This is a genomic window from Mycobacterium sp. (assembly GCF_052143115.1).
In the GTDB taxonomy this organism is placed as follows: Bacteria; Actinomycetota; Actinomycetes; order Mycobacteriales; family Mycobacteriaceae; genus Mycobacterium.
This window is the reverse complement of the sequence record NZ_JBKQTQ010000235.1, coordinates 16,265-40,685: the sequence shown is the minus strand read 5'-3', so window position 1 is coordinate 40,685 and position 24,421 is coordinate 16,265. Positions and strand designations below refer to the sequence as shown.

General features: G+C 66.1%; 18 protein-coding genes. 12 read left to right on the top strand and 6 right to left on the bottom strand.

Features of this window, described 5'->3' with window-relative positions:
* Positions 1 to 22 precede the first annotated feature (22 nt).
* Both ACLQI9_RS23360 and ACLQI9_RS23355 read right to left on the bottom strand, forming a co-directional pair.
* On the bottom strand, positions 23 to 652 hold the full coding sequence (locus ACLQI9_RS23360) for a TetR/AcrR family transcriptional regulator (protein ID WP_442376320.1): 630 nt from the start codon (positions 650 to 652) through the stop codon (positions 23 to 25).
* Positions 653 to 730: 78 nt separating this feature from the next.
* Positions 731 to 1,888: a glycoside hydrolase family 3 N-terminal domain-containing protein gene (locus ACLQI9_RS23355; RefSeq protein ID WP_442376322.1), complete on the bottom strand. Its 1,158-nt coding sequence runs from the start codon at positions 1,886 to 1,888 to the stop codon at positions 731 to 733.
* A 152-nt stretch (positions 1,889 to 2,040) separates the two neighbouring features.
* On the opposite strand from ACLQI9_RS23355, the gene ACLQI9_RS23350 reads away from it, so the two are divergent.
* The 5 genes from ACLQI9_RS23350 to ACLQI9_RS23330 all read left to right on the top strand — a co-directional run bounded on the left by ACLQI9_RS23350 (position 2,041) and on the right by ACLQI9_RS23330 (position 10,430).
* Positions 2,041 to 2,214, top strand: a complete 174-nt coding sequence (locus ACLQI9_RS23350; protein WP_067342410.1) for a DUF2613 domain-containing protein — start codon at positions 2,041 to 2,043, stop codon at positions 2,212 to 2,214.
* Positions 2,215 to 2,323: 109 nt separating this feature from the next.
* Positions 2,324 to 6,550, top strand: a complete 4,227-nt coding sequence (locus ACLQI9_RS23345; RefSeq protein ID WP_442376362.1) for an alpha-(1->3)-arabinofuranosyltransferase domain-containing protein — start codon at positions 2,324 to 2,326, stop codon at positions 6,548 to 6,550.
* Between the two features lie 166 nt (positions 6,551 to 6,716).
* A complete protein-coding gene (locus ACLQI9_RS23340; protein WP_442376324.1) occupies positions 6,717 to 8,327 on the top strand; it encodes an alpha/beta hydrolase in 1,611 nt (536 codons plus the stop codon).
* 98 nt (positions 8,328 to 8,425) lie between these two features.
* Positions 8,426 to 8,911: a hypothetical protein gene (locus ACLQI9_RS23335; protein WP_442392264.1), complete on the top strand. Its 486-nt coding sequence runs from the start codon at positions 8,426 to 8,428 to the stop codon at positions 8,909 to 8,911.
* Between the two features lie 76 nt (positions 8,912 to 8,987).
* Positions 8,988 to 10,430, top strand: coding sequence for a lipase maturation factor family protein (locus tag ACLQI9_RS23330; RefSeq protein ID WP_442392263.1), 1,443 nt, complete (start codon positions 8,988 to 8,990; stop codon positions 10,428 to 10,430).
* A gap of 13 nt (positions 10,431 to 10,443) precedes the next feature.
* On the opposite strand, the gene ACLQI9_RS23325 is transcribed toward ACLQI9_RS23330, so the two are convergent.
* Complete coding sequence (locus tag ACLQI9_RS23325) at positions 10,444 to 12,102, bottom strand: acetolactate synthase large subunit (RefSeq protein ID WP_442392262.1); 1,659 nt, start codon at positions 12,100 to 12,102, stop codon at positions 10,444 to 10,446.
* Between the two features lie 77 nt (positions 12,103 to 12,179).
* On the opposite strand from ACLQI9_RS23325, the gene ACLQI9_RS23320 reads away from it, so the two are divergent.
* Positions 12,180 to 13,556, top strand: a complete 1,377-nt coding sequence (locus ACLQI9_RS23320; protein WP_442376331.1) for an NADP-dependent succinic semialdehyde dehydrogenase — start codon at positions 12,180 to 12,182, stop codon at positions 13,554 to 13,556.
* A 61-nt stretch (positions 13,557 to 13,617) separates the two neighbouring features.
* Here the strand turns inward: ACLQI9_RS23320 and ACLQI9_RS23315 are convergent, their stop codons facing one another.
* Positions 13,618 to 14,559 (bottom strand): R2-like ligand-binding oxidase, encoded by a 942-nt coding sequence (locus ACLQI9_RS23315; protein ID WP_442376333.1) that lies wholly within the window; start codon positions 14,557 to 14,559, stop codon positions 13,618 to 13,620.
* Positions 14,556 to 15,239, bottom strand: coding sequence for a TetR/AcrR family transcriptional regulator (locus ACLQI9_RS23310; RefSeq protein ID WP_442376335.1), 684 nt, complete (start codon positions 15,237 to 15,239; stop codon positions 14,556 to 14,558). The genes ACLQI9_RS23315 and ACLQI9_RS23310 overlap by 4 nt, the downstream gene beginning before the upstream one ends.
* A gap of 306 nt (positions 15,240 to 15,545) precedes the next feature.
* Between ACLQI9_RS23310 and ACLQI9_RS23305 the strand changes: the two genes are divergently transcribed.
* From ACLQI9_RS23305 to ACLQI9_RS23285, 5 genes are all read left to right on the top strand, one after another.
* Positions 15,546 to 17,381 carry an acyl-CoA dehydrogenase gene (locus ACLQI9_RS23305; RefSeq protein ID WP_442392261.1) on the top strand — a complete coding sequence of 612 codons (1,836 nt, stop codon included), beginning with the start codon at positions 15,546 to 15,548 and terminating at the stop codon, positions 17,379 to 17,381.
* 13 nt (positions 17,382 to 17,394) lie between these two features.
* Positions 17,395 to 18,165, top strand: coding sequence for a class I SAM-dependent methyltransferase (locus tag ACLQI9_RS23300; protein ID WP_442376364.1), 771 nt, complete (start codon positions 17,395 to 17,397; stop codon positions 18,163 to 18,165).
* Between the two features lie 10 nt (positions 18,166 to 18,175).
* Positions 18,176 to 19,228 (top strand): Gfo/Idh/MocA family protein, encoded by a 1,053-nt coding sequence (locus ACLQI9_RS23295; RefSeq protein ID WP_442392260.1) that lies wholly within the window; start codon positions 18,176 to 18,178, stop codon positions 19,226 to 19,228.
* 63 nt (positions 19,229 to 19,291) lie between these two features.
* Positions 19,292 to 20,272 (top strand): phosphotriesterase-related protein, encoded by a 981-nt coding sequence (locus ACLQI9_RS23290; protein ID WP_442376340.1) that lies wholly within the window; start codon positions 19,292 to 19,294, stop codon positions 20,270 to 20,272.
* A complete protein-coding gene (locus tag ACLQI9_RS23285; protein WP_442376342.1) occupies positions 20,269 to 21,741 on the top strand; it encodes an AMP-binding protein in 1,473 nt (490 codons plus the stop codon). The genes ACLQI9_RS23290 and ACLQI9_RS23285 overlap by 4 nt, the downstream gene beginning before the upstream one ends.
* On the opposite strand, the gene ACLQI9_RS23280 is transcribed toward ACLQI9_RS23285, so the two are convergent.
* Positions 21,707 to 22,891 carry an acyltransferase family protein gene (locus tag ACLQI9_RS23280; RefSeq protein WP_442376344.1) on the bottom strand — a complete coding sequence of 395 codons (1,185 nt, stop codon included), beginning with the start codon at positions 22,889 to 22,891 and terminating at the stop codon, positions 21,707 to 21,709. The two genes, ACLQI9_RS23285 and ACLQI9_RS23280, sit on opposite strands and share 35 nt — an antisense overlap.
* Before the next feature lie 252 nt (positions 22,892 to 23,143).
* Here ACLQI9_RS23280 and ACLQI9_RS23275 point away from each other — a divergent pair, with 252 nt between their 5' ends.
* Entirely contained in the window at positions 23,144 to 24,406 is a 1,263-nt protein-coding gene (locus tag ACLQI9_RS23275) for a DUF3068 domain-containing protein (RefSeq protein WP_442376346.1), read from the top strand.
* The last annotated feature ends 15 nt before the right edge of the window (positions 24,407 to 24,421 follow it).

Sequence of the window (24,421 nt, the reverse complement as noted above, 5' to 3'; positions counted from 1 at the left end):
GGGTGAATGGCGAGGCCGCCGACTAGCCCGGTTCGGCGGCGACTTCGGCCGCGTCCCGATCGGACGGCACGCCCTTGAGGCCGCGCCAGAACAGGTTGATCATCAGCTTGGCCGCCTCGTCGACGTCGGTATCGCCGGTACTGAGCCGGGTCGCCACCGCCTCGCCGGCCCCCACCAGCGCCACGGCCATCATGTCGAAGTCGGCGTCCGGTTCGGGATTCCGGGTGCCCGCCTGCAGCAGCCGGGCAACCATGGCGATGATCCGCTCGCGTCCCTCGCGCACGGTGTGGGCGAATGCCTGCGAATTGGTGGCCTGGGCGTACATCACGATCCACGATGCGCGGTTGGCGTCGATGTAGCGCATAAACGCCACGATGGTGTTGCGCAACAAGTCTTTCGGGCTCTGCTCGAGATTGATCTCTTCACGTACGCCGTCGATGAATCGCGTCAACTCGCGATCAAGACAAGCGCCGAACAGCTCCTCCTTGGAGCCGTAATACAGGTACAGCATCGGCTTGGAAATCTCCGCCTTGGCTGCGATCACGTCCATCGACGTCTCGTGGTATCCGTTGACGGAGAACATCTGGACAGCAGCATCCAGCATCTGCTGTTCTCGCACAGCACGGGGTAACCGCTTGGTACCACCTGCCATGCTGTCCCCTTCTAGCCAACCTCCGCATGCCTGCGGGTCTGACTTCAGAGTAAGCAATGGATATGGCTGCCGCCGCGATTACGGCCCGCAGTCTGGCTTCGGCCCTTTCATCTTCGCGACCCGCAGTACGGAGGCATCGACCGCAGACATCGTCAACTCCCCTGCGGCCAATGCCTTCTCCAGCCGATCCAGCACGGCGGGCACCTCGTCGGTAGTAACCCACAGCGCGATGTCGGTGCCCGCCTGCAGGGTGCGCAAGACCGCGTCGGGAACGCTGAAGCGCTCGTTGATCGCGGCCATGCTGGACAGGTCGTCGCTGAACACCGGGCCGTCGAAGGCCGGGGCTTTGTACCCGGTGCCGGTGCGCAACAACTGCACGGCGGCGCGGCTGAGGCTGGCCGGCTGATCGCCGGTCAGGCCGGGCACCTGCAGGTGGCCGATCATCACGCCGACTGGGGCGGCGGACACCAGCGTCCGGTACGGCACCAGATCGTCGTTCTGCAACTGGTCGAGCGGCGGCGTGGTGACCCCGCCGGTGTGCGAGTCGCCGGAGCCGTGCCCATGGCCGGGGAAATGCTTGAGCACCGGCAGCAGCCCGGCGTCACGCAGACCTCGGTCGTATGCGCCGGCGTACTGGGTGACGACCGCCGGATCCGAGCTGAACGACCGGTCGCCGATCACGGTGTCATCGGGAGCGTCGGAGACATCGACCACGGGAGCGAAGTCGATGGTGATGCCCAGGCCACGCATCCGATGGCCCCGGTCCAGCGCGATGCCGTAGACCTCGTCGGCGGTGTGCGTCTTGGCCAGCGCCCGTGCCGAGGGTGCCGGCCCGATCAGCGACGACAGCCGCGCGACCCGGCCGCCCTCCTCGTCGACGCTGATCGCCACCGGCAGCGCCGTGCTTGCGGACAGATTCTTCACCGTGCCGTTTATCAGCATCGACAGGTCAGTCCAGCTACCGATGAAGATGCCGCCGACGTGATGGTCTGCCACGACGGCTTTGGCATCGTCGCCATTGCGCACCCCCACCATCAGCAGCTGAGCCAGCTTGTCGCCGGTCGACATTGCCGCCAATATCGCCGCCGGATCCCCACACGCGGGTCGGGCCGGGGGGATCGGCTTGGCCGCAGAGGACGTCGCCGGTGCCGACTTGGGTCGCTCGGAGGTGTGGCCGCACGCGACCACCAGCGCCAGAACCGCGGCGAGCACAGCCAGTGTGCGCGGGAAAGCCATTCGCCCATGCTGTCATGGGATCGATCCGCGGCACCGCCACCCCGCCTCGTCCGAGCCCGGCGAACGGTCCACCGGCCGCGACCTTGCCTTCTGCTAGGTTTGGCGACGAGGCTTGCCGAAAAATCCAGCCCGCACGTCCAAGGAGCTGCCCGATGAACCGGTTTGTTGCGCCCGCCGCCGCCAGCGTCGTGGTCGGTCTGCTGCTGGGCGCAGCCGCGATCTTCGGGATCACGTTGATGGTGCAACAGGACACCAAGCCGCCGCTTCCCGGCGGCGATCCGCAGTCGTCGGTGCTCAACCGGGTCGAGTACGGCAACCGCAGTTAACCGCGCGGCGACGATGCGGGCCGGCGGACGGCCAGTTGAGGAGCCGGGCAATCGGACTCAGTCGGCGACTGCGGTCGCCCGCGCGACAGCCGCTTCTGCTGCGCCGCCGCTGTCGCGACGCTGGTTGTGGTTGGTCGCGACGGTCGCGCTAACGCTGAGCATCGCTGCGTCGCCAGGGCAGATCTCCCCCGATACCAAACTCGACCTCACCGCCAACCCGCTGCGCTTCCTGGCCCGGGCAACCAACTTGTGGAACAGCGAACTGCCGTTCGGACAAGCGCAAAACCAGGCCTACGGCTACCTGTTTCCGCACGGGGCGTTCTTCCTGGCCGGTCATCTGCTGGGACTGCCGGGCTGGGTGACCCAGCGGCTGTGGTGGGCGCTGCTGCTGACCGTCGGCTTCTGGGGGTTACTGCGGGTCGCCGAGGCACTGGGTATCGGCAGCCCGACATCGCGCGTGATCGCCGCGGCGGCGTTCGCGCTTTCACCTCGGGTATTGACCACCTTGGGGTCGATCTCGTCGGAAACTTTGCCGATCATGCTGGCGCCCTGGGTGCTGCTGCCCACCATCGTGGCGCTGCGCGGCGAGGCCGACCGGTCGGTGCGCCGGCTCGCCGGGCAGGCCGGAGTCGCCGTGGCACTGATGGGAGCGGTCAACGCGATCGCGACGCTGGCCGGCTGCCTGCCCGCCGTGATCTGGTGGGCCTGCCACCGGCCCAACCGCCGATGGTTGCGCTATACCGCGTGGTGGTTACTGGCCCTGGCATTGGCGATGTCGTGGTGGTTGGTGGCGCTGATCTTGATGGCTCGGATCAGCCCGCCATTTCTGGACTTCATCGAATCGTCCGGCGTGACCACGCAATGGTCGTCGCTGGTCGAAGTGCTGCGTGGCACCGACATTTGGACCCCGTTCGTGGCGCCCGACGCCACCGCAGGCGCACCTCTGGTCACCGGATCGGTCGCCATCCTGGCCACCTGCCTGGTGGCAGCCGGCGGGTTGGCCGGGCTCGCGTTGGGGGGCATGCCGGCGCGCGGCCGGTTGGTGACCATGCTGCTGATCGGCGTGGTGCTGCTCGGCGCCGGGTACAGCGGCGGGTTGGGCTCACCGCTGGCGCATCACGTGCAAGCTTTCCTGGACGCCCGCGGAGCGCCGCTGCGGAACGTGCACAAGCTGGAGTCGGTGATCCGGATTCCGATCGTGCTGGGCCTGGCGCAGGTGCTGGGCCGGATCCCGCTACCGGGGAGCGCGCCGAAAGCCGTGTGGATTCACGCCTTTGCTCACCCGGAGCGCGACAAGCGGGTCGCGGCCGCGATCGTGATGCTGACCGCCCTGATGGCCAGCACTTCGCTGGCATGGAGCGGTCGGATCACCCCGCCAGGAACGTTCAGCGCGATACCCCGGTATTGGCATGATGCCGCCGACTGGCTATCCGACCACAACACCGGCGCACCTACTCCGGGCCGAGTGCTGGTGGTTCCCGGTGCGCCGTTCGCCACCCAGCTGTGGGGCACCAGCCACGACGAACCACTGCAGGTTCTCGGCAACAGTCCGTGGGGCGTGCGCGACTCCATCCCGTTGACCCCACCGCAAACCATCCGGGCACTCGACTCCGTGCAACGTCTCTTCGCGGCCGGCAGACCCTCCGCGGGCCTGGCCGATACGCTTGCCCGCCAAGGCATTTCGTATGTCGTCTTACGCAACGACCTGGACCCCGACACGTCGCGCTCGGCACGCCCGATTCTGGTGCACCGAGCCATCGCGGGATCCCCGCGACTGCAGAAAGTCGCCGAGTTCGGCGCGCCGGTCGGGCCCGGCCCGGTGTCGGGCTTCGTCACCGACAGCGGATTGCGACCCCGCTATCCCGCCGTGGAGATCTACCGAGTCGCCACAGACGTCGCCGCCACCGCTAATCCCGCCGCGCCCTACCTGACCGACACCGACCAACTGGCCCGCGTCGACGGCGGGCCGGAGGTGCTGTTGCGCCTTGACGAACGCCGGCGGCTGTCAGGTCAGCCTCCGCTGGGTCCGGTGCTGATGACCGCGGACGCCGAGCGCGCAAGCCTGCCAATACCCGGTGGGGTAGGGGTGACCGTCAGCGATACGCCGGTGGCGCGGGAAACCGACTACGGCCGCGTCGACGACCACTCGTCGGCAACCCGGGCTGTCGGCGACGCCCGGTACACCTTCAACCGGGTGCCCGACTACCCGACCCCGGGCGCTGAGACCGTCTACGGCGCCTGGACCGGCGGTCGGCTCACGGTATCCAGCTCGTCATCGGATGCCACCGCGCTGCCCGACGTCGCCCCGGCGACCTCGCCCGTCGCCGCGATTGACGGCGACTCGGCCACCGCATGGGTGTCCAACGGGCTGCAGTCCGCCGTCGGCCAATGGCTGCAGGTGGACTTCGACCATCCGGTGACCAACAGCGTCATCACGATCACACCCAGCGCGACAGCCGTCGGCGCCCAGGTCCGCAGGATCGAGGTGTCCACCGTCAACGGCACCACGACACTGCGGTTCGACGAGGCCGGCAAACCGATCACCGCGGCGCTGCCGGTCGGTGAAACCCCGTGGGTGCGGATCACCGCGATCGCCACCGATAACGGTTCGGCCGGAGTGCAATTCGCGATCACCGACTTGTCGATCACCCAGTACGACGCGTCGGGGTTCGCCCACCCGGTCGGCCTGCGGCACACCGTGCTGGTTCCCGGTCCCCCGCCGAACGCGGCCGTCGCGCGGTGGGACCTGGGTTCCGAGCTGTTCGGCCGACCGGGCTGCGCCATGGGGCCGAAGAACATGCAGTGTGCGGCCTCGATGGCGCTGGCACCCGAAACACCGGTGACGTTCAGCCGCACGCTGAGCGTGCCCCGACCGATGCCGGTGCTTCCCGCGGTCTGGGTGCGCGCGCGGCCGGGACCCATGCTGGCCGATCTGGTCGCCGAACCGGACACCACCCGCGCCCGCGGCGACGCCGATCTGGTCGACGTTCTCGGCTCCGCTTATGCCGCCACCGACGGTGATCCGGCCACCGCATGGACAGCACCGCAGCGGGTGGTGCAGCACAAGACGCCCCCGACGCTCACCCTCACCCTGCCCCGGCCAACCGAGGTGACCGGACTTCGGCTGCTCCCCAGCCGGTCGTCAGTGCCCGCACACCCGACCATGGTCGCCGTCGACCTCGGGGACGGTCCGCAGGTTCGTGAATTGAGATCCTCCGAAGAAGGACCAGCCGGGCCCGCCGCGCCGCAAACCCTGCCCCTGAAATCCCGCGTCACCGACACCGTCACGATCAGCCTGCTCGACTGGGCAGACGTCATCGACCGCACCGCGCTGGGCTTCGACCAGCTGAAGCCCCCAGGGTTGGCCGAGATCGCGGCACTCGGCGCCGACGGCAGACCGATCGCCGCCGCCGACGCCGCCCGCAACCGCGCGCGCGAGGTCACCGTCGACTGCGCGCATGGGCCGGTCATCGCGATCGCCGGCCGATTTGTGCACACCACGATCCAGACCACCGTGGGCGCGCTGCTGGACGGCGCGCCGGTGGCCGCCCAAGCGTGCGACCGTCAGCCGATCCTGTTGCCGACCGGTCAGCAGGAGTTATTGATCAGCCCCGGAACGGAATTCGTCGTCGAGGGTGCCCAATTGTCCGGGCCGCTCGCGGCCGAGTCGACCGCCGCATCCGTAACGCCCGCTTCCACCGGGACATGGGGTCCGGCCCGCCGCGAGGTGCGCATACCGGATTCGGCGACGTCGCGAGTAGTGGTCGTGCCGGAAAGCATCAACCCCGGTTGGGTCGCACACACCAGCGCCGGAACTCGGCTCACACCGGTCGCCGTCAACGGCTGGCAGCAGGGCTGGGTGGTGCCGCCGGGAACGTCGGGCACCGTCACGCTGACCTTTGCGCCCAACTCGCTCTATCGCGTCGGCCTGGCCGGCGGGCTGGCGCTGCTGCCGCTGCTGGCGCTGATGGCCTGGTGGCCGCAGCGACGCCAGCCCCGCGACGACCCCCCTGCCCGCCCGTGGGCGCCCGGACCCTGGGCGGGCGTCGCTGTGCTGGCGGCGGGGGCGGTGATCGCCGGAGCGGTGGGCGCCCTGGTGTTCGGCGCGGCGCTCGGCCTGCAGTGGGCGCTACGCGACAATCCCCGACGGCGTGACGTCGTCGCGGTGGGGTTGAGCGCCGGTGGACTGATTCTGGCCGGCGCGGCACTGTCCCGGCATCCATGGCGTTCGGTCGACGGTTACGCCGGGCATTCCGCCGGCGTGCAACTGCTGGCGCTGATTTCCCTCGCCGCACTCGCGGCCTCGGTGACGTCGTGGCGCAAATCCGTCCGGTAAGCAAGTCGAGCAGCCGGTGACTTGCGCCTGATCGTCGAGGCTGTTACGGCATAGTCAGCACGTCTTCCTGCGAGGTGGTGGCCATGTCGGCTGGGAAAAATTTTCGGGCGCCGGAGCTCAACAACGACGGAATCAACTCCTGCGGCCGTGACTCATGACGTTGCCGGTGGCCGATATTGATCGGTGGAGCGCCGAGGCTGTGCGAGAGGTGTTCCACGCGGCCGGTGCACGCGGGCAGGCCACATTGGAGACCTCGGGTCAGCTCAGCTCGCTGGCGGTGTTCGACTCCTGGGACGGTGCCACCGCCGAGGCCAGGAAGCACACGAATGCCTCGATCCGCCAGGACCTCGACGCTCATGGCAACGAGTCGCTGGCGGTGGCCCGCGCAGCCGACAAGGCGGCCGACGATATCGAGCGTGTGCAGTCCGAGTTGCGCACGCTGCGTCAGGATGCCGCCGAGTTACACATGACGATCGATCCGCTGACCAACACCGTGGTGCCGAATTCGACGTTCAACGGTCCGCCGATGGAAGCCCTCATCGCCGAAGTGCAGCTACAACCACGGCTCGACGCGATCCTGGCCAAGGCCACCACAGTCGACGCGGAGCTGGCGATGGCGATCAACATGGCCGATGGGGATGTGCCGATCCCGGCGGGACCGCACGATGATCGGCCGCAGATCCAGGATGCGTTGTCCGAGCCGCTGCCCGAAGACCCGAAGAAGTTCAACGAGTTGTGGAATCAGCTCACCCCAGACGAAAAGGACTGGCTTTACCGCCAAGACCACAACATCGGCAACCACGCCGGCATGCCCTGGGACCCAACAGATCATCTGGGGAAGGACCACTACAACCGGTTGCACCTGCAGGAACTTCAGCAGCAGACGGAAGCTGACGTCGACCGAATGCAGCACAGCGTTGACGAGATGATGGTCGGCCACAATGTCGACGACAGCGCGCTGTATGCGTTGCAATCACACCTGACGGCGGCCCGACGCAGGCTGGCGGGATACCAGGCCGTTCGCGCCGATTTGGACCGCACGGATGGGGTGCATCGCTATGTGGGATTCCTCGATGACACCGGCCGCGGCGCGGTGGCTATCGGGAACCCGGACCATGCCAAACGCAATGGCATATTCGTGCCCGGCACCGGCGAGGACCTGCCCCGTCTGCGGTTCAGCGACGCGAAAGCAGTGGCGTTGTACAACGCCGCGCGCGCCGCAGACAAGGCTCTTGGCCCGGAGGATGTGTCGATTACGACGTGGATGGGTTATGACCGTCCCATGGACTTGAGCCACGCGGCCCTCCCTGACCCCGCTCGCGGGGGCGCCGGCGGGTTGGACGCGTTCGTGGGCGGGCTGCGCGCCTCGCACATCGGGCCGGCGTCGATCGACACCGTCATCGGCCACAGCTACGGCTCGACCCTGATAGGCGCGGCCGCTTCGGGTGGACATCACCTCGACGCCGACAACGTCATCGCGGTTGGCAGCCCCGGCATGCTGGTGGACCGTGCCGGCGGGCTCACACTGGAGCCGAGCGCCCAGGTGTACGTGATGAGGGCAGCCAACGACATCATCGGCATCAGCGGCGTGGTGACCGAGTGGACACTGGGATCCGATCCGACCGCGCCGAAATTCGGTGCCCGGCGTTTGGCGGCCGATCCGGGACCCGCCGGACCCTTGGGGCTACCGAGCGTCGACGCTCACAGCAGCTACTGGGATCAACGCAACATTGCGCTGGCCAATATGGGCGCCGTCATCGCCGGCGTTGCGCCATGAATGCCGCCGCCCCACGAGCCGGTATCGCCGGCGTGGTTCTGGCCATCGCGCTCGCCACAGCCTGTGGCCACCACAGCCCGATCCTTGGAGGACCATCCATGTCATCCGCCCCGCCGCCGGGTTGGAAGGTGCGACCCGTCATCCCCACCAGCCAGCAACAGGCCCAAGACACCGTGATCGGCTACCTGAAGAAGACCCTCCACGCATTGCCGGCAGGAATGGTTTTCGACCGCTCGCGGTACGCGGGCTCGGGCAATACGCCATGCAATGACGAGCCGACCGGCGTGCCGCCGAACGAATTTTCCGATGTGCGCGACGCGGTCTTTCCGCCCGGAACCGATCTGGACGCGATGATCGCGAAGACCGGTGAAATCTGGAAAGGCTGGGGCTGGTACGTCCTTGAACGCGACGGGTTCCGGAAACCGAACCGATTCGGTTACGCGCCGGATGGGTACAGTCTCCAAATCGTCGCGGCTAATCCCGCGGGATATCCACCGACGATTACCGGCGTGTCCCCGTGCTTTCCAGGTGAGCTCGCCCGAGACGACCTACCCGTTCCGGTGGTCCTCAAAGCCGACTCCTGAGGGGCCGTTTTCACCCGCGCCGGCTGTACACGCGGGAGGATGAGTCCAGACGTCCGCCGTCCGAGGAGCTACGGACATGGGATGGTTTAACGCACCCGAGTATTGGTTGAGCAGGCTGATACTCGAGCGTGGCATCGCGGTCGTTTATGTCTTCGCGTTCGTCGCGGCCGCACGACAGTTCAGGGCGCTGATCGGGGAGCACGGGCTGCTGCCGGTGCCGCGCTATCTGGCCCGGCAATCATTCCGGCGAGCGCCAAGCATCTTCCACGCACACTATTCCGATCGGTTCTTTGCGACGCTCGCCTGGCTGGGTGCGGTGTTATCGGCGGCGATGGCGCTGGGCTTGGCCGCCGTTGTGCCGCTGTGGGTCGCGGTGTTGGTGTGGCTGCTGCTCTGGATGCTTTACCTGTCGATCGTCAATGTTGGCCAGACGTGGTACTCGTTTGGCTGGGAGTCGCTACTGCTGGAGACCGGTTTCCTGGCCATCTTCCTCGGCAATGACCGGGTGGCGCCACCGGTGCTGGCGATGTGGCTGGCGCGCCTGCTGCTGTTCCGGCTCGAGTTCGGTGCGGGACTGATCAAGCTCCGTGGTGACTCGTGCTGGCGCGATCTGACCTGCCTGTACTACCACCACGAGACTCAGCCGATGCCGGGGCCGCTGAGCTGGTTCTTCCATCACCTCCCCAAGCCCCTGCATCGGGTGGAAGTCGTCGGCAACCATTTCGCGCAGCTCATCGTCCCGTTCGGATTGTTCGCCCCGCAGCCGGTGGCCAGCATCGCCGGCGCGATCGTCGTCATCACCCAGCTGTGGCTGGTGATCTCCGGTAACTTCGCCTGGCTGAACTGGTTGACGATCCTGTTGGGCTGCAGCGCGATTGACGCGTCGACGGCCGCGGCGGTACTGCCCATTCCCGAGCAGCCGGCGCTGGCCGCGGCTCCGCCGTGGTTCGCCGGCCTGGTGATCATCTTCACGGTAATGACCGCGATGCTGACCTACTGGCCGGTGCGCAACATGATCTCCCGCCGGCAGCGGATGAACATGTCGTTCAATCCCTTCCACCTGATCAACACGTACGGCGCGTTCGGCACCATCGGCCGAACCCGCCGGGAGGTAGTGATCGAAGGCACCGACGAGACGGAGGTCACCGATCAGACGGTGTGGCAGGAATACGAATTCAAAGGCAAACCCGGAGCGGTGCGCCGAGCGCCGTCGCAATGGGCGCCGTATCACCTGCGGCTGGATTGGCTGATGTGGTTTGCGGCCATCTCGCCGCAGTACGCCTACCCCTGGCTTCGACCATTTATCTTGCGGCTCTTGCAGAACGATCCGGCGACGCTGCGCCTGCTCCGCCACAATCCCTTCCCGAAGTCCCCACCGCGATACGTGCGCGCCCAGCTCTACCGATACCGCTACACCACCGCGGCTGAATTGCGGCGTGATCACGCCTGGTGGCATCGCACGCTGGAAGGCGACTACGTGCAGCCCATTTCACTGACCGAAGCGGCGCCCAATAAGTAACGACGGCGGACGGCTACAGCGTCTCGTCGAGCTCGCCGAGCCGGTCGGTTAACCGCAGATTTTCCGAGTAGTCGACCGGACAGCAGATCAGCGAGACGCCGTCGTCGTCCAGCGCAGCCTTCAGCGTCGGCAACAGCTCGTCGGCGCTCTTGATCCGGTAGCCTTTGGCGCCGAAGCTTTCCGCGTAACTCACGATGTGCGGGTTGCCGAACTTCACGTAGTAATGATCGCCGAGCTCGAGATCCATCTTCCACTCGATAAGGCCGTAACCGCCGTCTTCCCAGATCAATACGACCAGTGGTATCCGCTCCCGGACGGCGGTCTCGATCTCCTGCGAGTTCATCAAGAACGCTCCGTCGCCGACCACGGCCAACACCTTCGACTCCGGCCGTGCCAACTTGACCCCAAGTGCACCGGGAAGTGCAAACCCCATGGTGGACAGACCATTTGAGATCAAGCACGTGTTTCGTTCATACGTGGGATAAAGCCGGGCCATCCACATCTTGGTAGCACCGGTGTCGACCAGCACGACGTCGCTACGGCCGAGCGCTTCGCGGGTATCGGCGACGACCCGCGCCGGCGCCAACGGGTAGCGCGAATCCTGTTGTCCCCGAGCGAATTCTTCGGCGAGCAGGCCGGAACCTGGAACCTCTTCGCAACCATCGAAGTGGTGGTCGCCGACTGCTTCTTTGAGGGCCTGCCTGAGGTCGTCCAACGATTCACTGATGTCACCGATAATCCCGACCGCGACCGGGTAATGCGCGTCGACCTCGGCCGGGAACCGGTGAACATGGATGATCTTCTTGTCGGCTTGCGGGTTGATGCGGACGGGGTCGAATTCCTGCAGCTCGTAGCCGACCGCGACGATGACGTCGGCATTGTCGAACCCGAAGTTGACGTAGTCATGCCGCATGAACCCGAGGGTCCCGATGCTGTTGGGGTGGTCGTCAGGCATCACACCCTTCCCGTGGAAGGTGTTGGCGACCTGAATACCGAACTCCTCGGAGAACCGGACCAGGGCTGCGGTCGCGTCGGCGCGGGCGGCGCCGTGCCCAGCCAGCACCACCGGTCGCTTGGCCTCGCGGAGAATGTGGACCGCGCGGGCCACCTGGCGAACGGCTGGCGCGTCGGCGCGGACGACGTTGCGCGGCAACGGTTTCAGGTCGTAATCCGCTTCATCGGCGTCGATGTGTTCAGGCACAGCCAGGTAGACCGCGGCCGGGCGTTCGGCCTCGGCGAGCTTGTACGCTTTGCGGACCATCTCCGGTATGGCATGCGCGGTCGGGACACCGGCAGACCACCGGGTGATCGGCGCGAACATCGACACCAGGTCGACGTACTGATGCGACTCCTTGTACTCACGGTCCTGGCCGACCTGCGCGGAGATCGCGACCATCGGCGTGCTGTTGGTGGTGGCGTCGGCGACGCCGAGCTGCATGTTGATCGCGCCCGGACCCAAGGTCGCCGAAACCACCGCCGCGCGCCCGGTGACCCGGCCGTACATTTCGGCCATGAACGCCGCAGCCTGCTCATGCCGAGTGAGCACATAGCGGATATCCGACGCCGCCAACGCCTGTATGAAGCGGATGTTCTCCTCCCCCGGTATCCCGAATACGACGGCGACGCCCTCGTTTTCCAGGCATTTAACGATTAGTTGCGCAGCTGTAGTCATCCGCCACCTCCGCGGGCCAGGATAGTGGCAGGCTGGAGACCTGACGTTTCCAAACCCACCCACCGAAGGATGTCAGCGTGTCCATCGCCACGATCAACCCGGCCACCGGCGAGACGGTCAAAACCTTCACCCCGGCAACAGACGATGAAGTTGAGGCCGCAATCGCACGTGCCCACGACCGGTTCCTCGACTACCGCCACTCCACCACCTTCGCTCAGCGCGCCAAGTGGGCGAACGCCACCGCCGACCTGCTGGAGAAGGAAGCCGACGAGGTCGGGGCCATGATGACTCTCGAAATGGGCAAGACCCTGAAATCAGCCAAGGGCGAAGCGCTCAAGTGCGCCAAGGGCTTTCGCTACTACGCCGAGAACGCCGAGAAACTGCTGGCCGACGAGCCGGCGGAAGCGTCGAAGGTTGGCGCGAAGCGCGCCTACATCCGGTACCAACCGCTCGGGGTGGTGCTGGCCGTGATGCCGTGGAACTTCCCGCTCTGGCAGGCGGTCCGGTTTGCCGCACCGGCACTGATGGCCGGCAACGTCGGCATCCTCAAGCACGCCTCGAACGTGCCGCAATCGGCGCTCTATCTCTCCGATGTCATCGCCCGCGGCGGATTCCCGGACGGCTGCTTCCAGACGCTGCTCATCTCGTCCAGCGCAGTCGAGGGCATCCTGCGCGATCCCAGGGTCAAGGCGGCCACCCTCACCGGCAGCGAGCCGGCCGGTCAATCGGTCGCCGCCATCTGTGGCGACGAGATCAAACCCACCGTGATGGAACTCGGTGGCAGCGACCCGTTCATCGTGATGCCGTCCGTCGACCTCGACGAGGCCGTCAAGACCGCGGTCACCGCCCGGGTGCAGAACAACGGGCAGTCCTGCATCGCCGCCAAGCGGTTCATCGTCCACACCGACATTTACGACGCGTTCGTCGACAAGTTCGTCGAGCGGATGGAGGCGTTGAAGGTCGGGGATCCGACGGACCCCGACACCGACGTGGGTCCGCTGGCCACCGAGTCTGGCCGCGACGAAATCGCGAAGCAGGTCGAAGACGCCGTCGCGGCCGGCGCCAAAATCCGCTGTGGCGGCACGCGCCTCGACCGGCCGGGGTGGTTCTACCCGCCGACGGTGGTCACCGAGATCACCAAAGACATGGCGCTCTACACCGAAGAGGTCTTCGGCCCGGTCGCCTCGATGTATCGAGCCTCGGGCATCGATGAAGCCATCGAGATCGCCAACGCCACGACCTTCGGGCTGGGGTCCAACGCCTGGACCAATGACGAAGCCGAACAACGGCGCTTCATCGACGACATCGAGGCAGGCCAGGTCTTCATCAACGGGATGACGGTGTCTTACCCGGAGTTGGGGTTCGGCGGTGTCAAACGGTCGGGCTACGGTCGTGAGCTCGCCGGCCTTGGGATCCGCGCGTTCTGCAACGCCAAGACGGTGTGGGTCGGGTAGTGGCGATCGCAAGCGCGGCGTAGCCGGGCGCAGCGGGTCGCCACCATCGGGCTGGGGCCGGTCACGCAGACGCAGCCGCCAGTGCCTTCTCGTCCTCGTCGGCGAAGGTGTCCTCCAGCTGCACCGGCGAGTAGTCGAGGTCGATCTCGCCGACCGGACGCCCGCGGGCGCTGCTGATCGTGCCGAGCCGCCGCATCCCCTTGTCGGCGGCATACTGCATGAACTCGTCCACCGAAATGTCGAATGGCATCGGGTCATAAAGGGCGAAGCCTTCTTCGATGAGGCGCAGCCCGAGCGGCATGAGCTCGTTCATGCGCGTTTCGAAGACGTCCCAATTGGCATCGTCGGCGGCGACGTGGCGCCGGCAGGTGAAGGTGCCCCATGCCATGTGGCGTCGCTCGTCGTCACCGATCCGCCGGACCAGCTCCTGCATGCCGGGAAGAATGCCGTGTTCCACGCAAATCTTGTGCCAGGCGTAGTAGCCGGTCAGCGCCAGCATGCCTTCGACCATGTGGTTGTACGTTACGGACGCCCGGATCTGGGCAGCCGGAGAGGGATCAATCGATAACGTGTTGAGGCAGTCGGGCAATTCCTCGTAGAAAATTGTGCGGTAGGTGGGGATGTCGTCGAGATACTCGTGCAGGTCGCCGGTGATGCCCACGGCGTCGAGCCACATGCGGAACACCTGGACGTGCTTGGCTTCCTCGAACGCGAACTGCGTCAGGTACATCTCGTCGCCTAGCCGGCCCTCGACCCGCATCGCGGACATGAACGGCTGGATGTCCTCGGTCACCGCTTCTTCGCCGGCGATGAACTCGGCGCACAGTCGGGTGGCGTAGTGGCGTTCGTCGTCCGAAAGTCGCTCCCAGTCGGCGCGGTCACGGGAGAAGTCGATGTCGGCCGGGTTCCAGAACTTGGCATTGCCGCCGGCGAATAGCTTGAGCGGCAAGCTGTCCCAGTTCAGGCCGCCCGCAACCATCGAGCCGGTATGCGTCCGTGTCATGTAATGACCTCCTTTATCTCCATTTGGTGAGCTTGCGGCAACGCGGCAAATGCCGCCGCCAGTACCGCAACGAGTCGGCGCACCGCCAGTGCCGGTTGCTCCGGCGAGGGCTCGTCGAGCCCGAGAATCGGATCCAAGCCGCGCACATAGGGCGCCAGCGCCAGGTGCGGAAAGATCATCAGCAGCAGGGACATCAGCGCGTCGGTGTCGGAATCCGCACGCAGGTCACCGCGGGCGCGCGCGTCGCGGACGAGCGGCCGCAGCACTTCCAGGTAGTGGCGGTGAATGACGTTCTGGACGCTGACGCGGGCTTCGGTGTCGACTTCCAAAGTGGCCGCGGCGTGCAGCGCGCGTTCATGCGGATGGTCTGCGAAGTAGGCCACCCACGCGTCGAGCCAGTCGGTCAGAAAGTCGAAGAACGGTCGGCTGGGGTCGAGCTCGCGGATGCGGTCCTCCATGTAGGCACGCACCCGCTGGCTGGCGACGTCGGTGATGAACGCATACAGGTCGCGCTTGTCGGCGAAGTACTGGAACAGGCTGCCCTTGGCGACTCCGGCACGCCGGGCGATCACGTTCAGGCTGCCGCGCGAGAACCCGTGCGCCCCGAACTCGGCCTCTGCGGCGGCCACGACGGCCGCCCGGCGCGCCGGGTCGACGCGGGCCCAAGTCACCGTCGGCATCCGGTCCTCCTCGCGTCGATGACCACTGGTCACTCTACTGTGAGCCAGGTCACTCCTCAAGGTCGAAGTTCGGCGAGCTGTTCGGCCCAGCCATCGTCGACTGGGGCCTTTACGTTCAGCCCACCGAAATATTCACGTGCAATCGAACAGCGCCGCGTGACCGCTGAGTAACAGCACCGGGCGCTCGATCTTGAAGCGCTCGCCCGTCTCGACCGCTTCGGCACGGCGGAGGGCACGACGCCTGAAACATCGGAAATAGCCTCAGAAAACGGGAACGGCCCGACATACTTCACCGAGGAGGGATTCATGGGGCATTACAAGGCAAATCTGCGCGACATCGAGTTCAACTTGTTCGAAGCGCTGGAGCTGGGACCCGTGCTGGATTCGGGATCGGTCGGTGAGCTCGACAGCGCCACCACGCGTGAGATCCTGGCCGAAGTTGCGCGCTTCGCCCAAGGTCCGGTCGCCGAGTCGTTCGTCGCCGCCGACCGCACGCCCCCGGTGTTTCTGCCGGACCAGCACACCATCACCGTGCCGGACCCGATCCGTGCAACGGTGCAAGCGATCTGGGATGCGGAGTGGTGGCGCCTCGGTGTCGCGCCCGAGATCGGCGGCACCGCGGTGTCCAGGACGATGGTGTGGGCGGTTCTGGAGATGGTCATCTGCGCCAACCCGGCGCTGTTTTTCTACTACGCCGGCCCGGCGATGGCCGACATCCTCTTCGCGCTCGGCAACGACAAGCAGCGCGCGTTAGCCAACGCGGCGGTCGAGCGCCGATGGGGCGCAACGATGGTGCTGACCGAGCCCGATGCAGGCTCCGATGTGGGAGCCGGGCGCACCAAAGCCAGCGAGCAGCCAGACGGCTCGTGGCACATCGAAGGTGTCAAGAGGTTCATTTCCGGTGGCGATCTCGGCGACACCACCGAGAACATCCTGCACTTGGTCCTCGCGCGCCCCGCGGGTGCCGGGCCCGGCACCAAAGGGCTGAGCCTGTTTGTCGTGCCGAAATACCTGTTCGACTGGGACACCTTCGAGATCGTGGGCCGCAACGGGGTTTTCGCGACCGGTCTCGAGCACAAGATGGGATACAAGGCCTCCCCGACGTGCGAGTTGACGTTCGGCGCTCACGGCATCCCGGCCAAGGGCTGGCTGGTCGGCGACAACCACAGCGGCATCGCGCAGATGTTCAAAGTCATCGAGAACGCGCGCATGCTGGTAGGCATCAAATCGTCGGGAACGCTGTCGACGGGCTACCTCAACGCCCTCGACTACGCCAAGACGCGCATCCAGGGCGCCGACATGACGCAGATGCTCGACAAGAGCGCCCCGCGGGTCCCTATCATGCACCACCCCGACGTGCGTCGCTCCTTGATCATGCAGAAGGCCTACGCCGAGGGATTGCGAGCGATCTACCTCTACACCGCCGCACACCAGGATCCCGTTGTCGCCGAGGCAGTTTCGGGTGCCGACGCGGACATGGCAAACCGCGTCAATGATCTGCTGCTGCCCATCATCAAGGGGGTGGGCTCCGAGCGGGCGTACCAGTACCTGACCGAATCGCTGCAAACCCTGGGCGGTTCGGGCTTCCTGCAGGACTACCCGATCGAGCAGTACATCCGCGACGCCAAGATCGACTCGCTGTATGAGGGCACCACCGCGATCCAGGCGCAGGACTTTTTCTTCCGAAAGATCGCGCGTGACAAGGGCGGCGCACTGATGCACGTCGCTGGGCAGATCCACTCCTTCATCGACAACGACGCCGCTGACCAACGGCTGAAGGTGGAGCGCGACTACCTGCGCACCGCCTTGGAGGACGTGCAGGCGATCACGGCCACCCTGACCGGTTATCTGATGGGATCGGCCGAAGCCCCGGCCGAGCTGTACAAAATCGGGCTCGGCTCGGTGCGGTATCTGCTGGCCGTCGGCGATCTGTTCATCGGCTGGCAGTTGCTGTTCCACGCTGAAATCGCGCTGCGGGCACTGGATTCCGGCGCAACGGGCAAAGAGCGGGCGTTCTACGAGGGTAAGATCGCGGTGGCGCAGTTTTTTGCCGCCAATGTATTGCCCGAGATCACCGCGACGCGCGGCATCTTGGCTCGCACCTCGACCGCCTTGATGGACCTCGACGACGCCGCTTTCTGACGTGGACACCCAGATGCCACGAACGTTCGACGAACTGGTCGCGGAGGCCGATTCGGTATCGGTCGCGGGGTGGGACTTCTCCTGGCTGGACGGTAGGGCCACCGAGCAGCGCCCGACGTGGGGATACCAACGGCTGCTGCGTGGACGCCTGGCGGAGGCGACTTCTGGGCTGGACCTCTACACCGGCGGCGGTGAGGTCTTAGCGGGGGCCGGTCCCTTTCCGCCGACGATGGCCGCCACCGAGCCGTGGCCGCCGAACATCACCCTGGCCACCCGGCTGCTGCATCCCCTGGGCGTGGTGGTGGTCGCCACCGGTGACGAGCCGCCGCTACCGTTCGCCGACGCCGCATTCGATCTGGTTACCAGCCGGCATCCGTCGGCAGTGTGGTGGGACGAGATCGCCCGGGTGCTCATACCCGGCGGCAGCTACTTTGCCCAGCACGTCGGCGTCATCTACCTCCGCACACTGATTGAATCCTTTGTGGGGGCGCAGCCTCGAAAGCCTCGAAGCCCGATCCGTGGACAGCTGAACCCAGATACCGTCAGCGCCGAGGTCGCCGCGGCCGGACTGGACGTGGTCGACCTTCGACACGAACGGATACGGCTCGAGTTCTTCGATGTCGGCGCAGTGATCTACTTCCTGCGTAAGTTGAGTTGGGTGGTCCCAGGCTTCACTGTCGCCAAATACCGCGACGAGCTGCTGAAATTGCACCGGCAGATCGAGGCGGAGGGTGCCCTCGTTACCCACTCCTCGCGGGTACTGATCGAGGCTCGCAAGCCCTAAGCTTTACCAGTTGACCGAACAGGAGCATTCAGTAGTGGCCGCGACTCGCACGCCGGTCCGGCTGGCCATGTTCGGGCTGGGAGCCATGGGACTGCATCATCTGAAGATCTTTGAACGCCTGGCCCCGTGGGCGCAGCTCATCGCGGTGGCGGATAGCCACCTGCCGTTTGCCGAACGTGCCGCCGCTGTTGTGCCGGCTGCCAAGGTTTTTCACGATCCGCTGGACTGCCTGAGCAACGTCGATATCGACGCTGTCGTCGTGGCCACCGCTGATCCCACCCACTACGGGATCGTCGACGCGTGCATCGCACGTGGCATTTATGTGCTGTGCGAAAAGCCACTGACCCTCTCGGCGCAAGAATCTTTGCAGCTGGTCAAGGCGGAACGAGCCAGCGGCCGCCGGCTCGTCCAAGTCGGCTACATGCGCCGATACGACAGCGACTACCGGCATATCCACGACACCATCCGGTCCGGTCGAGTCGGCCAACCCATCCTGATCAGACAGCGGCATCACAATCCGCTGACTTTCAACAACTTTCAAGCTCAGCAGCTCATCGCCAGTTCAGCCGCACACGATATCGATCTGTTCCGCTGGCTTACCGGTGAGGAGATCAGCGTCGTCACCTGCGCAGCCAAAAGCAGCGACGATGGGTCGACGGTGACTATCCTGCTCACGCTGATGTCGAAAACCGGCATCCTCGGTGTTGTCGAAGTCGGTCGCGGACCGGGAATGCAATACGACATCGGGCTCGACCTCGTTGCCGGCCACGGCAGTCTCACCCTGGGATCGCCGTCGCTGACGACAAGCGCCGTCGCCGATGGGGTGGCAGCCCGGCGCCTGCCGGACTCCTGGATCGAACGGTTCGACGGCGCCTATCGGACTCAGAACGCCACGTGGATGGCGGGGGTAGCGAACGACTCGATCGACGGGCCGTCGACGTACGACGGCTATGCCACCAACGCCGTCGCGGATGCCGCGCTGGCGGCGTTGCGTACCGGAGGCGCTCAGGCCGTGCACCAGATCCGGCCGGGTGACCTCGGGCAGGAAGGCGCGGCATGCTGATCGAGCCCACCGGTCCGCCGAAGCCCGTCATGCGCGAGCAGTAGACCACTTAACATCGGCCCCATGTCGCTACTGAATACCGCCCACGGACCGATCAATACCGCTGACATCGGCGTCACTCTCATGCACGAGCACGTGTTCATCATGACCACCGAGATTGCCCAGAACTACCCGGAAGCGTGGGGCGATGAAGACGCACGGGTGGCTGACGCCGTCACCCGGCTCAACGAGCTCAAGTCGCGCGGAGTGGACACCATCGTCGACCTCACCGTGATCGGGCTGGGCCGCTACATCCCGCGCATCGCCCGCGTGGCCGCGGAGACGGAACTGAACATTGTTGTCGCGACCGGCTTGTACACCTACAACGATGTCCCGTTCTGTTTCCACTACATTGGCCCGGGCGCGCAGCTGGGCGGGCCGGAGATCATGACCGACATGTTCGTCCGCGACATCGAGCAGGGCATCGCCGACACCGGCATCAAGGCGGGGATCCTCAAATGCGCCACCGACGAGCCCGGCATCACCCCCGGAGTCGAGCGGGTGCTGCGCGCGGTCGCCCAAGCGCATAAGCGCACCGGCGTACCGATCTCCACGCACACCCACGCGGGCCTGCGGCGCGGGCTCGAGCAACAACGCATCTTCGAAGAAGAAGGTGTTGACCTGAGCCGGGTGATCATCGGCCACTCCGGCGACAGCACCGACATCGGCTACCTCGAAGAGCTCATCGCCGGCGGTTCCTATCTGGGAATGGACCGGTTCGGCATCGACGTGATCCTGCCGTTCGAGGACCGAGTGAACATCGTGGCGCAAATGTGTGAACGCGGCCATGCCGACAAGATGGTGCTCTCCCACGACGCCAACTGCTATTTCGATGCGCTGCCCGAGGATCTGCTGCCGGTGGCCGCCCCCAATTGGCACTATCTACACATCCACAACGACGTCATCCCCGCGTTGAAGGAACGCGGGGTCACCGACGAACAGCTGCACACCATGCTCGTCGACAACCCGCGCCGCATCTTCGAGCGACAGGGCGCCTACTCGTGACCCAGAGTGAGCCGGTCCCGCCGATCGGCACCCAGATTTCGGCGCTGGCCGCGCTCGCCCCCGACGAGCCGGCGGTTACCTGCGACGGACGCACGCTGACCCGCGGCGAACTCGACCGTTCGACCAGCCGGCTGGCGCGCGCCTATGCGGAGCGCGGCGTCGGCGTCGGCGACTACGTGACCATCGTGCTGCCCAACTGCGTCGAGTGCGTAGAGGCCATGGTGGCGTGCTGGAAGCTGGGCGCGGTGCCGCAGCCGCTGTCCCCGCGGCTGCCGGACGCGGAGTTCGAGGGCCTGCTGGAACTGCGGCCACGCGCGCTGCTCGTGGGGCGAACGCACCCCGGAATACCAAGTCTTCCTAGAGGTTTCGTGCCCGACCAGGCGTTGTCGGACGACCCGCTGCCGGAAGCGGTGTCACCGTGCTGGCGGTCGATCGCGTCAGGCGGCAGCACCGGCCGGCCGAAGCTCATCGAGGCGGGCGGCGACAGCCGGCTCGGGCCGGCACTGGGATACGTCGTGGGTGGCCAGGAGGGCGATACCGCGCTGGTGCCGGTGCCGCTGACCCACACCACGGGCTTCACCGCCGCGGCGGTCGCGTTGATCATGCGGAGCCACCTGGTGCTGATGGGCCGGTTCGACCCGCACGAGTTCCTGCGGCTGATCACCGAGCATCGCCCCCAGCTCGTCACGACGGTGCCGACGATGATGCAGCGGGCGCTGCCGGTCTACCGCGCCGACCCGTCGTCGTATGACCTGTCGTCGATCCGGCGGTTCTGGCACCTCGCGGCGCCGTGCCCGCCGGCCATCAAGCAGGCGTGGATCGACCTGCTCGGCCCCGAAAGGGTCTGGGAACTTTACGGCGGTACAGAATTTCAGGCGATGACCTTCATCTCCGGCGACCAATGGGTCACGCATCCCGGATCGGTTGGTGTGGTGGTCATGGGCGAGATGAAGGTGCTCGACGACGACGGCAACCCGTGCCCGCCCGGCGTGGTCGGCGAGATCTACATGCGGCCCAACCCCGGCAGCGCACCGAGCTACCGGTACATCGGCACCACGGCGAAATCCCGCGACGGCTGGGACTCGTTGGGCGACTTGGGCTGTTTCGACGAGGACGGGTTCTTGTTCCTGTCCGATCGCCGGGTCGACATGTTCACGGTCGGCGGCCGCAACGTCTACCCGGCCGAGATCGAGAACGCCCTGTCGGGGCACCCGGATGTGCTGTCCTGCCTGGTTGTTGGTGTGCCCCATGAGGATCTGGGCCAAGTGCCCTATGCCCTGGTTCAGGCGGGGTCGGCGCTGGATGAGCAGGCGGTGCAGGCGTTTCTGCGCGACCGTATCGCCGGATACAAGGTGCCGGCCACCGTCGAGTTCGTCGACACCCCGCTGCGCGACGACGCCGGCAAGGCGCGCCGCTCGGCGGTCCGCGCCGAGGTCATGGCGCGATTGCGTCCTCTTGGCGCGGGCTGACGGCGCTGTCGAGCGTCAGCGTGCGCTGTTGCCTTCTACGAGATTCCCAGCCCCGCAATGCTTCTCGGCATGGTGATTCGACGAGCGCATAGCTCACCGCGGCGATGGCAATAGCGAAGATCAGCGTCAGCACCAGCACCTCGGGCATGTGGCCCCTGAAGGAGAACTCCCCGATCACCGGGAACACCATGGTCAGCGCCGCTAGATGCCAGATGAAGATTCCGTACGACCAGCGTCCCAGCGTCACCATCGGCCTGGTACCCAAAAGCCGATGGCCGGTGTCCGGCCGGTCGAGCACCAACGGTGCCACCAGGCCCGCCGCCACCAGCGCACCCATCACGGTCTTCACCGTGAACTGCGTGGCGCTGCTCGGGACCAACCCCGCGGGCCCGGCCAGCGGTGAGGCGGCCACCAGATAAGCCGCCAACACGACGACGGCCATCAGCACCCGGCGTCGGGCGAGCCGATGCGCCCATCCGAGCGGGCTGTGCACCCACTCCGCGAGCAGCATCCCCGCAGCGAACCAGGAGAAGAATGCCGGCGGCCAGTTCAGCGGATTGAGCCCGGCCGGCGCCGCGAAAGGAATCCAGCCCCAAAACCAGCTGGCGACACCGAGAGCGGCGATCGCGGGCACCCGGCCGCGGACCGGCAGCCGAGCCGCCAGCAGTGCAAGGATCGGCAATGCCAGATAGAAAGTGACCTCCACCGAAAGGCTCCACATCTGGGTGAGCCCGTGTGTCAACGTCAGCGGCACATACGCCTGAGTGAGCGAGAGATTCGCCAGCCACACCGTCAGGCTCGGGTGATCGGCGTCCGGCAGCAGGGTCAGGATCACCACGACGGCCACCAGGTACGCCGGCATGATGCGCACCACCCGCGATCGCAGGTAATGACCGGTCGACGGGCGGGACCCCAGACCGCGCGCCGCCGCCGCATGTCCGCGCCACAACAAAAATCCCGACAACGCGAAGAACACCGCGACCGCCAGATCGAAGCGACCGAACAGCCGACCGTCGACCCCACCGGAGTGCCCCGTCTGAAATGCGACGTGGGTGACGACGACGCCGATGGCCGCGCATGCCCGCATTCCTTCCACGGCGGGCAGGAAATTACGAGTTCCCCCCACCTGCTGGGTACCGGCTGCAGTCATCGGCGCCGCTCCTCCTCATCGCTTCGCTCTGCATCGTCGCCGGCGCGGCTCATGCTGACAGTCTGCCCGTGACGGTGTACCCGGCAAATCGGGTACACCCCGTTTGCCCACCTTGGGGACCTAAAACGCAACCTTAAATATTGCTGTTAGGGTCGAACAAGTTTTGCTTCGCTGGCCCCAGGTCGGGCCGGTCGCGACGGGCGGGTGTTTGGTGTCCCGAACCGAGTCAGACCAGAAGGAGGTCGCGGCAACGTGAACCGAGCAGTCATGTTGCGGATGGCCGCGTGCGGGATCATGGGACTCGGAGCCGCCTTGCTCGTCGCCGCCCTGTTGCTGTGGACGTACACCAGCAGCAGGATCACCAAGATCCCGCTCAATCTGGATGTCACGTTGATCAGTGACGGCACCGGCACCGCGTTGGACCCAGCGTCCTTGAACAGTCAGAAGCTCGTCGTCGATCACAACGTGCCGCTGGTATCCCAAGAGCAGATCGACGTCGAATCCCCCGCCAACGCCGACGTCGTCACACTGCAAGTGGGTAGCTCGGTTCGACGCAGCGACAAGCAAAAAGACACCGGCCTGCTGCTCGCACTCGTCGACACCGTCACCCTCAACCGCAAAACCGCGATGGCGGTTTCCGATGACACCCATCCCGGCGGGGCCGTCCAGAAACCGCGCGGCTTCCACGAGGAAAACCCACCCACCAATATCGCGTTGCCGCACGACGGACTGTCCTACCGATTCCCCTTCCACACCGAGAAGAGGACGTATCCGTATTTCGACCCGATCGCGCAGAAGGCGTTCGACGCCAACTACAGCGGAGAGGAAGACGTCAACGGCTTGACCACCTATCGGTTCACCCAAGACGTCGGCTACGACGCCGACGGCAAACTGGCCGAGCCGATCAAGTACCCGTCGCTGTATGCCAACGACGAGGACAGCAAAGTGACCGCCACCGCGGCGACGTGGGACGTGCCCGGAGACCCGGACGACAAGATCACCATGACCCGCTACTACGCGGCGCAGCGAACCTTCTGGGTGGACCCGGAGTCGGGGACCATCGTCAAAGAAGACGACCACGCCAATCACTACTTTGCCCGCGACCCGCTGAAACCAGAGGTGACGATGGTCGACTACAAAGTCACCTCCAACGAGGAGACCATTGAGTCGCAGGTGAATGCCGCGCGTAACGAGCGCGACCGACTGGCGTTGTGGTCCCGGGTCCTGCCGATCAGCTTCACCGCGTCCGGCGTGATCGCACTGATCGGCGGCCTGCTGCTCGGCTCATTTAGCTTGCGGACCGAAGCGGCGCTGCTCGACCCCGGGCTAGACACCGCGGATCACGGGTTCTTCGGCCGCGGCGAACCGCCGGTCGAACGAGTGCCCGGCGCCGAGGCCGAGACCGAGAAGCTGCCGACCCCGCCGAGCGACCTGCAGCGGGAGTCGGGGCCACCGGGCGCGGGTCCGCCGAGTTCGGGAAGCCCGCCGACTTCGGGTCCGCCCGATCGGTCCTAGCCGGGCGACGATGCA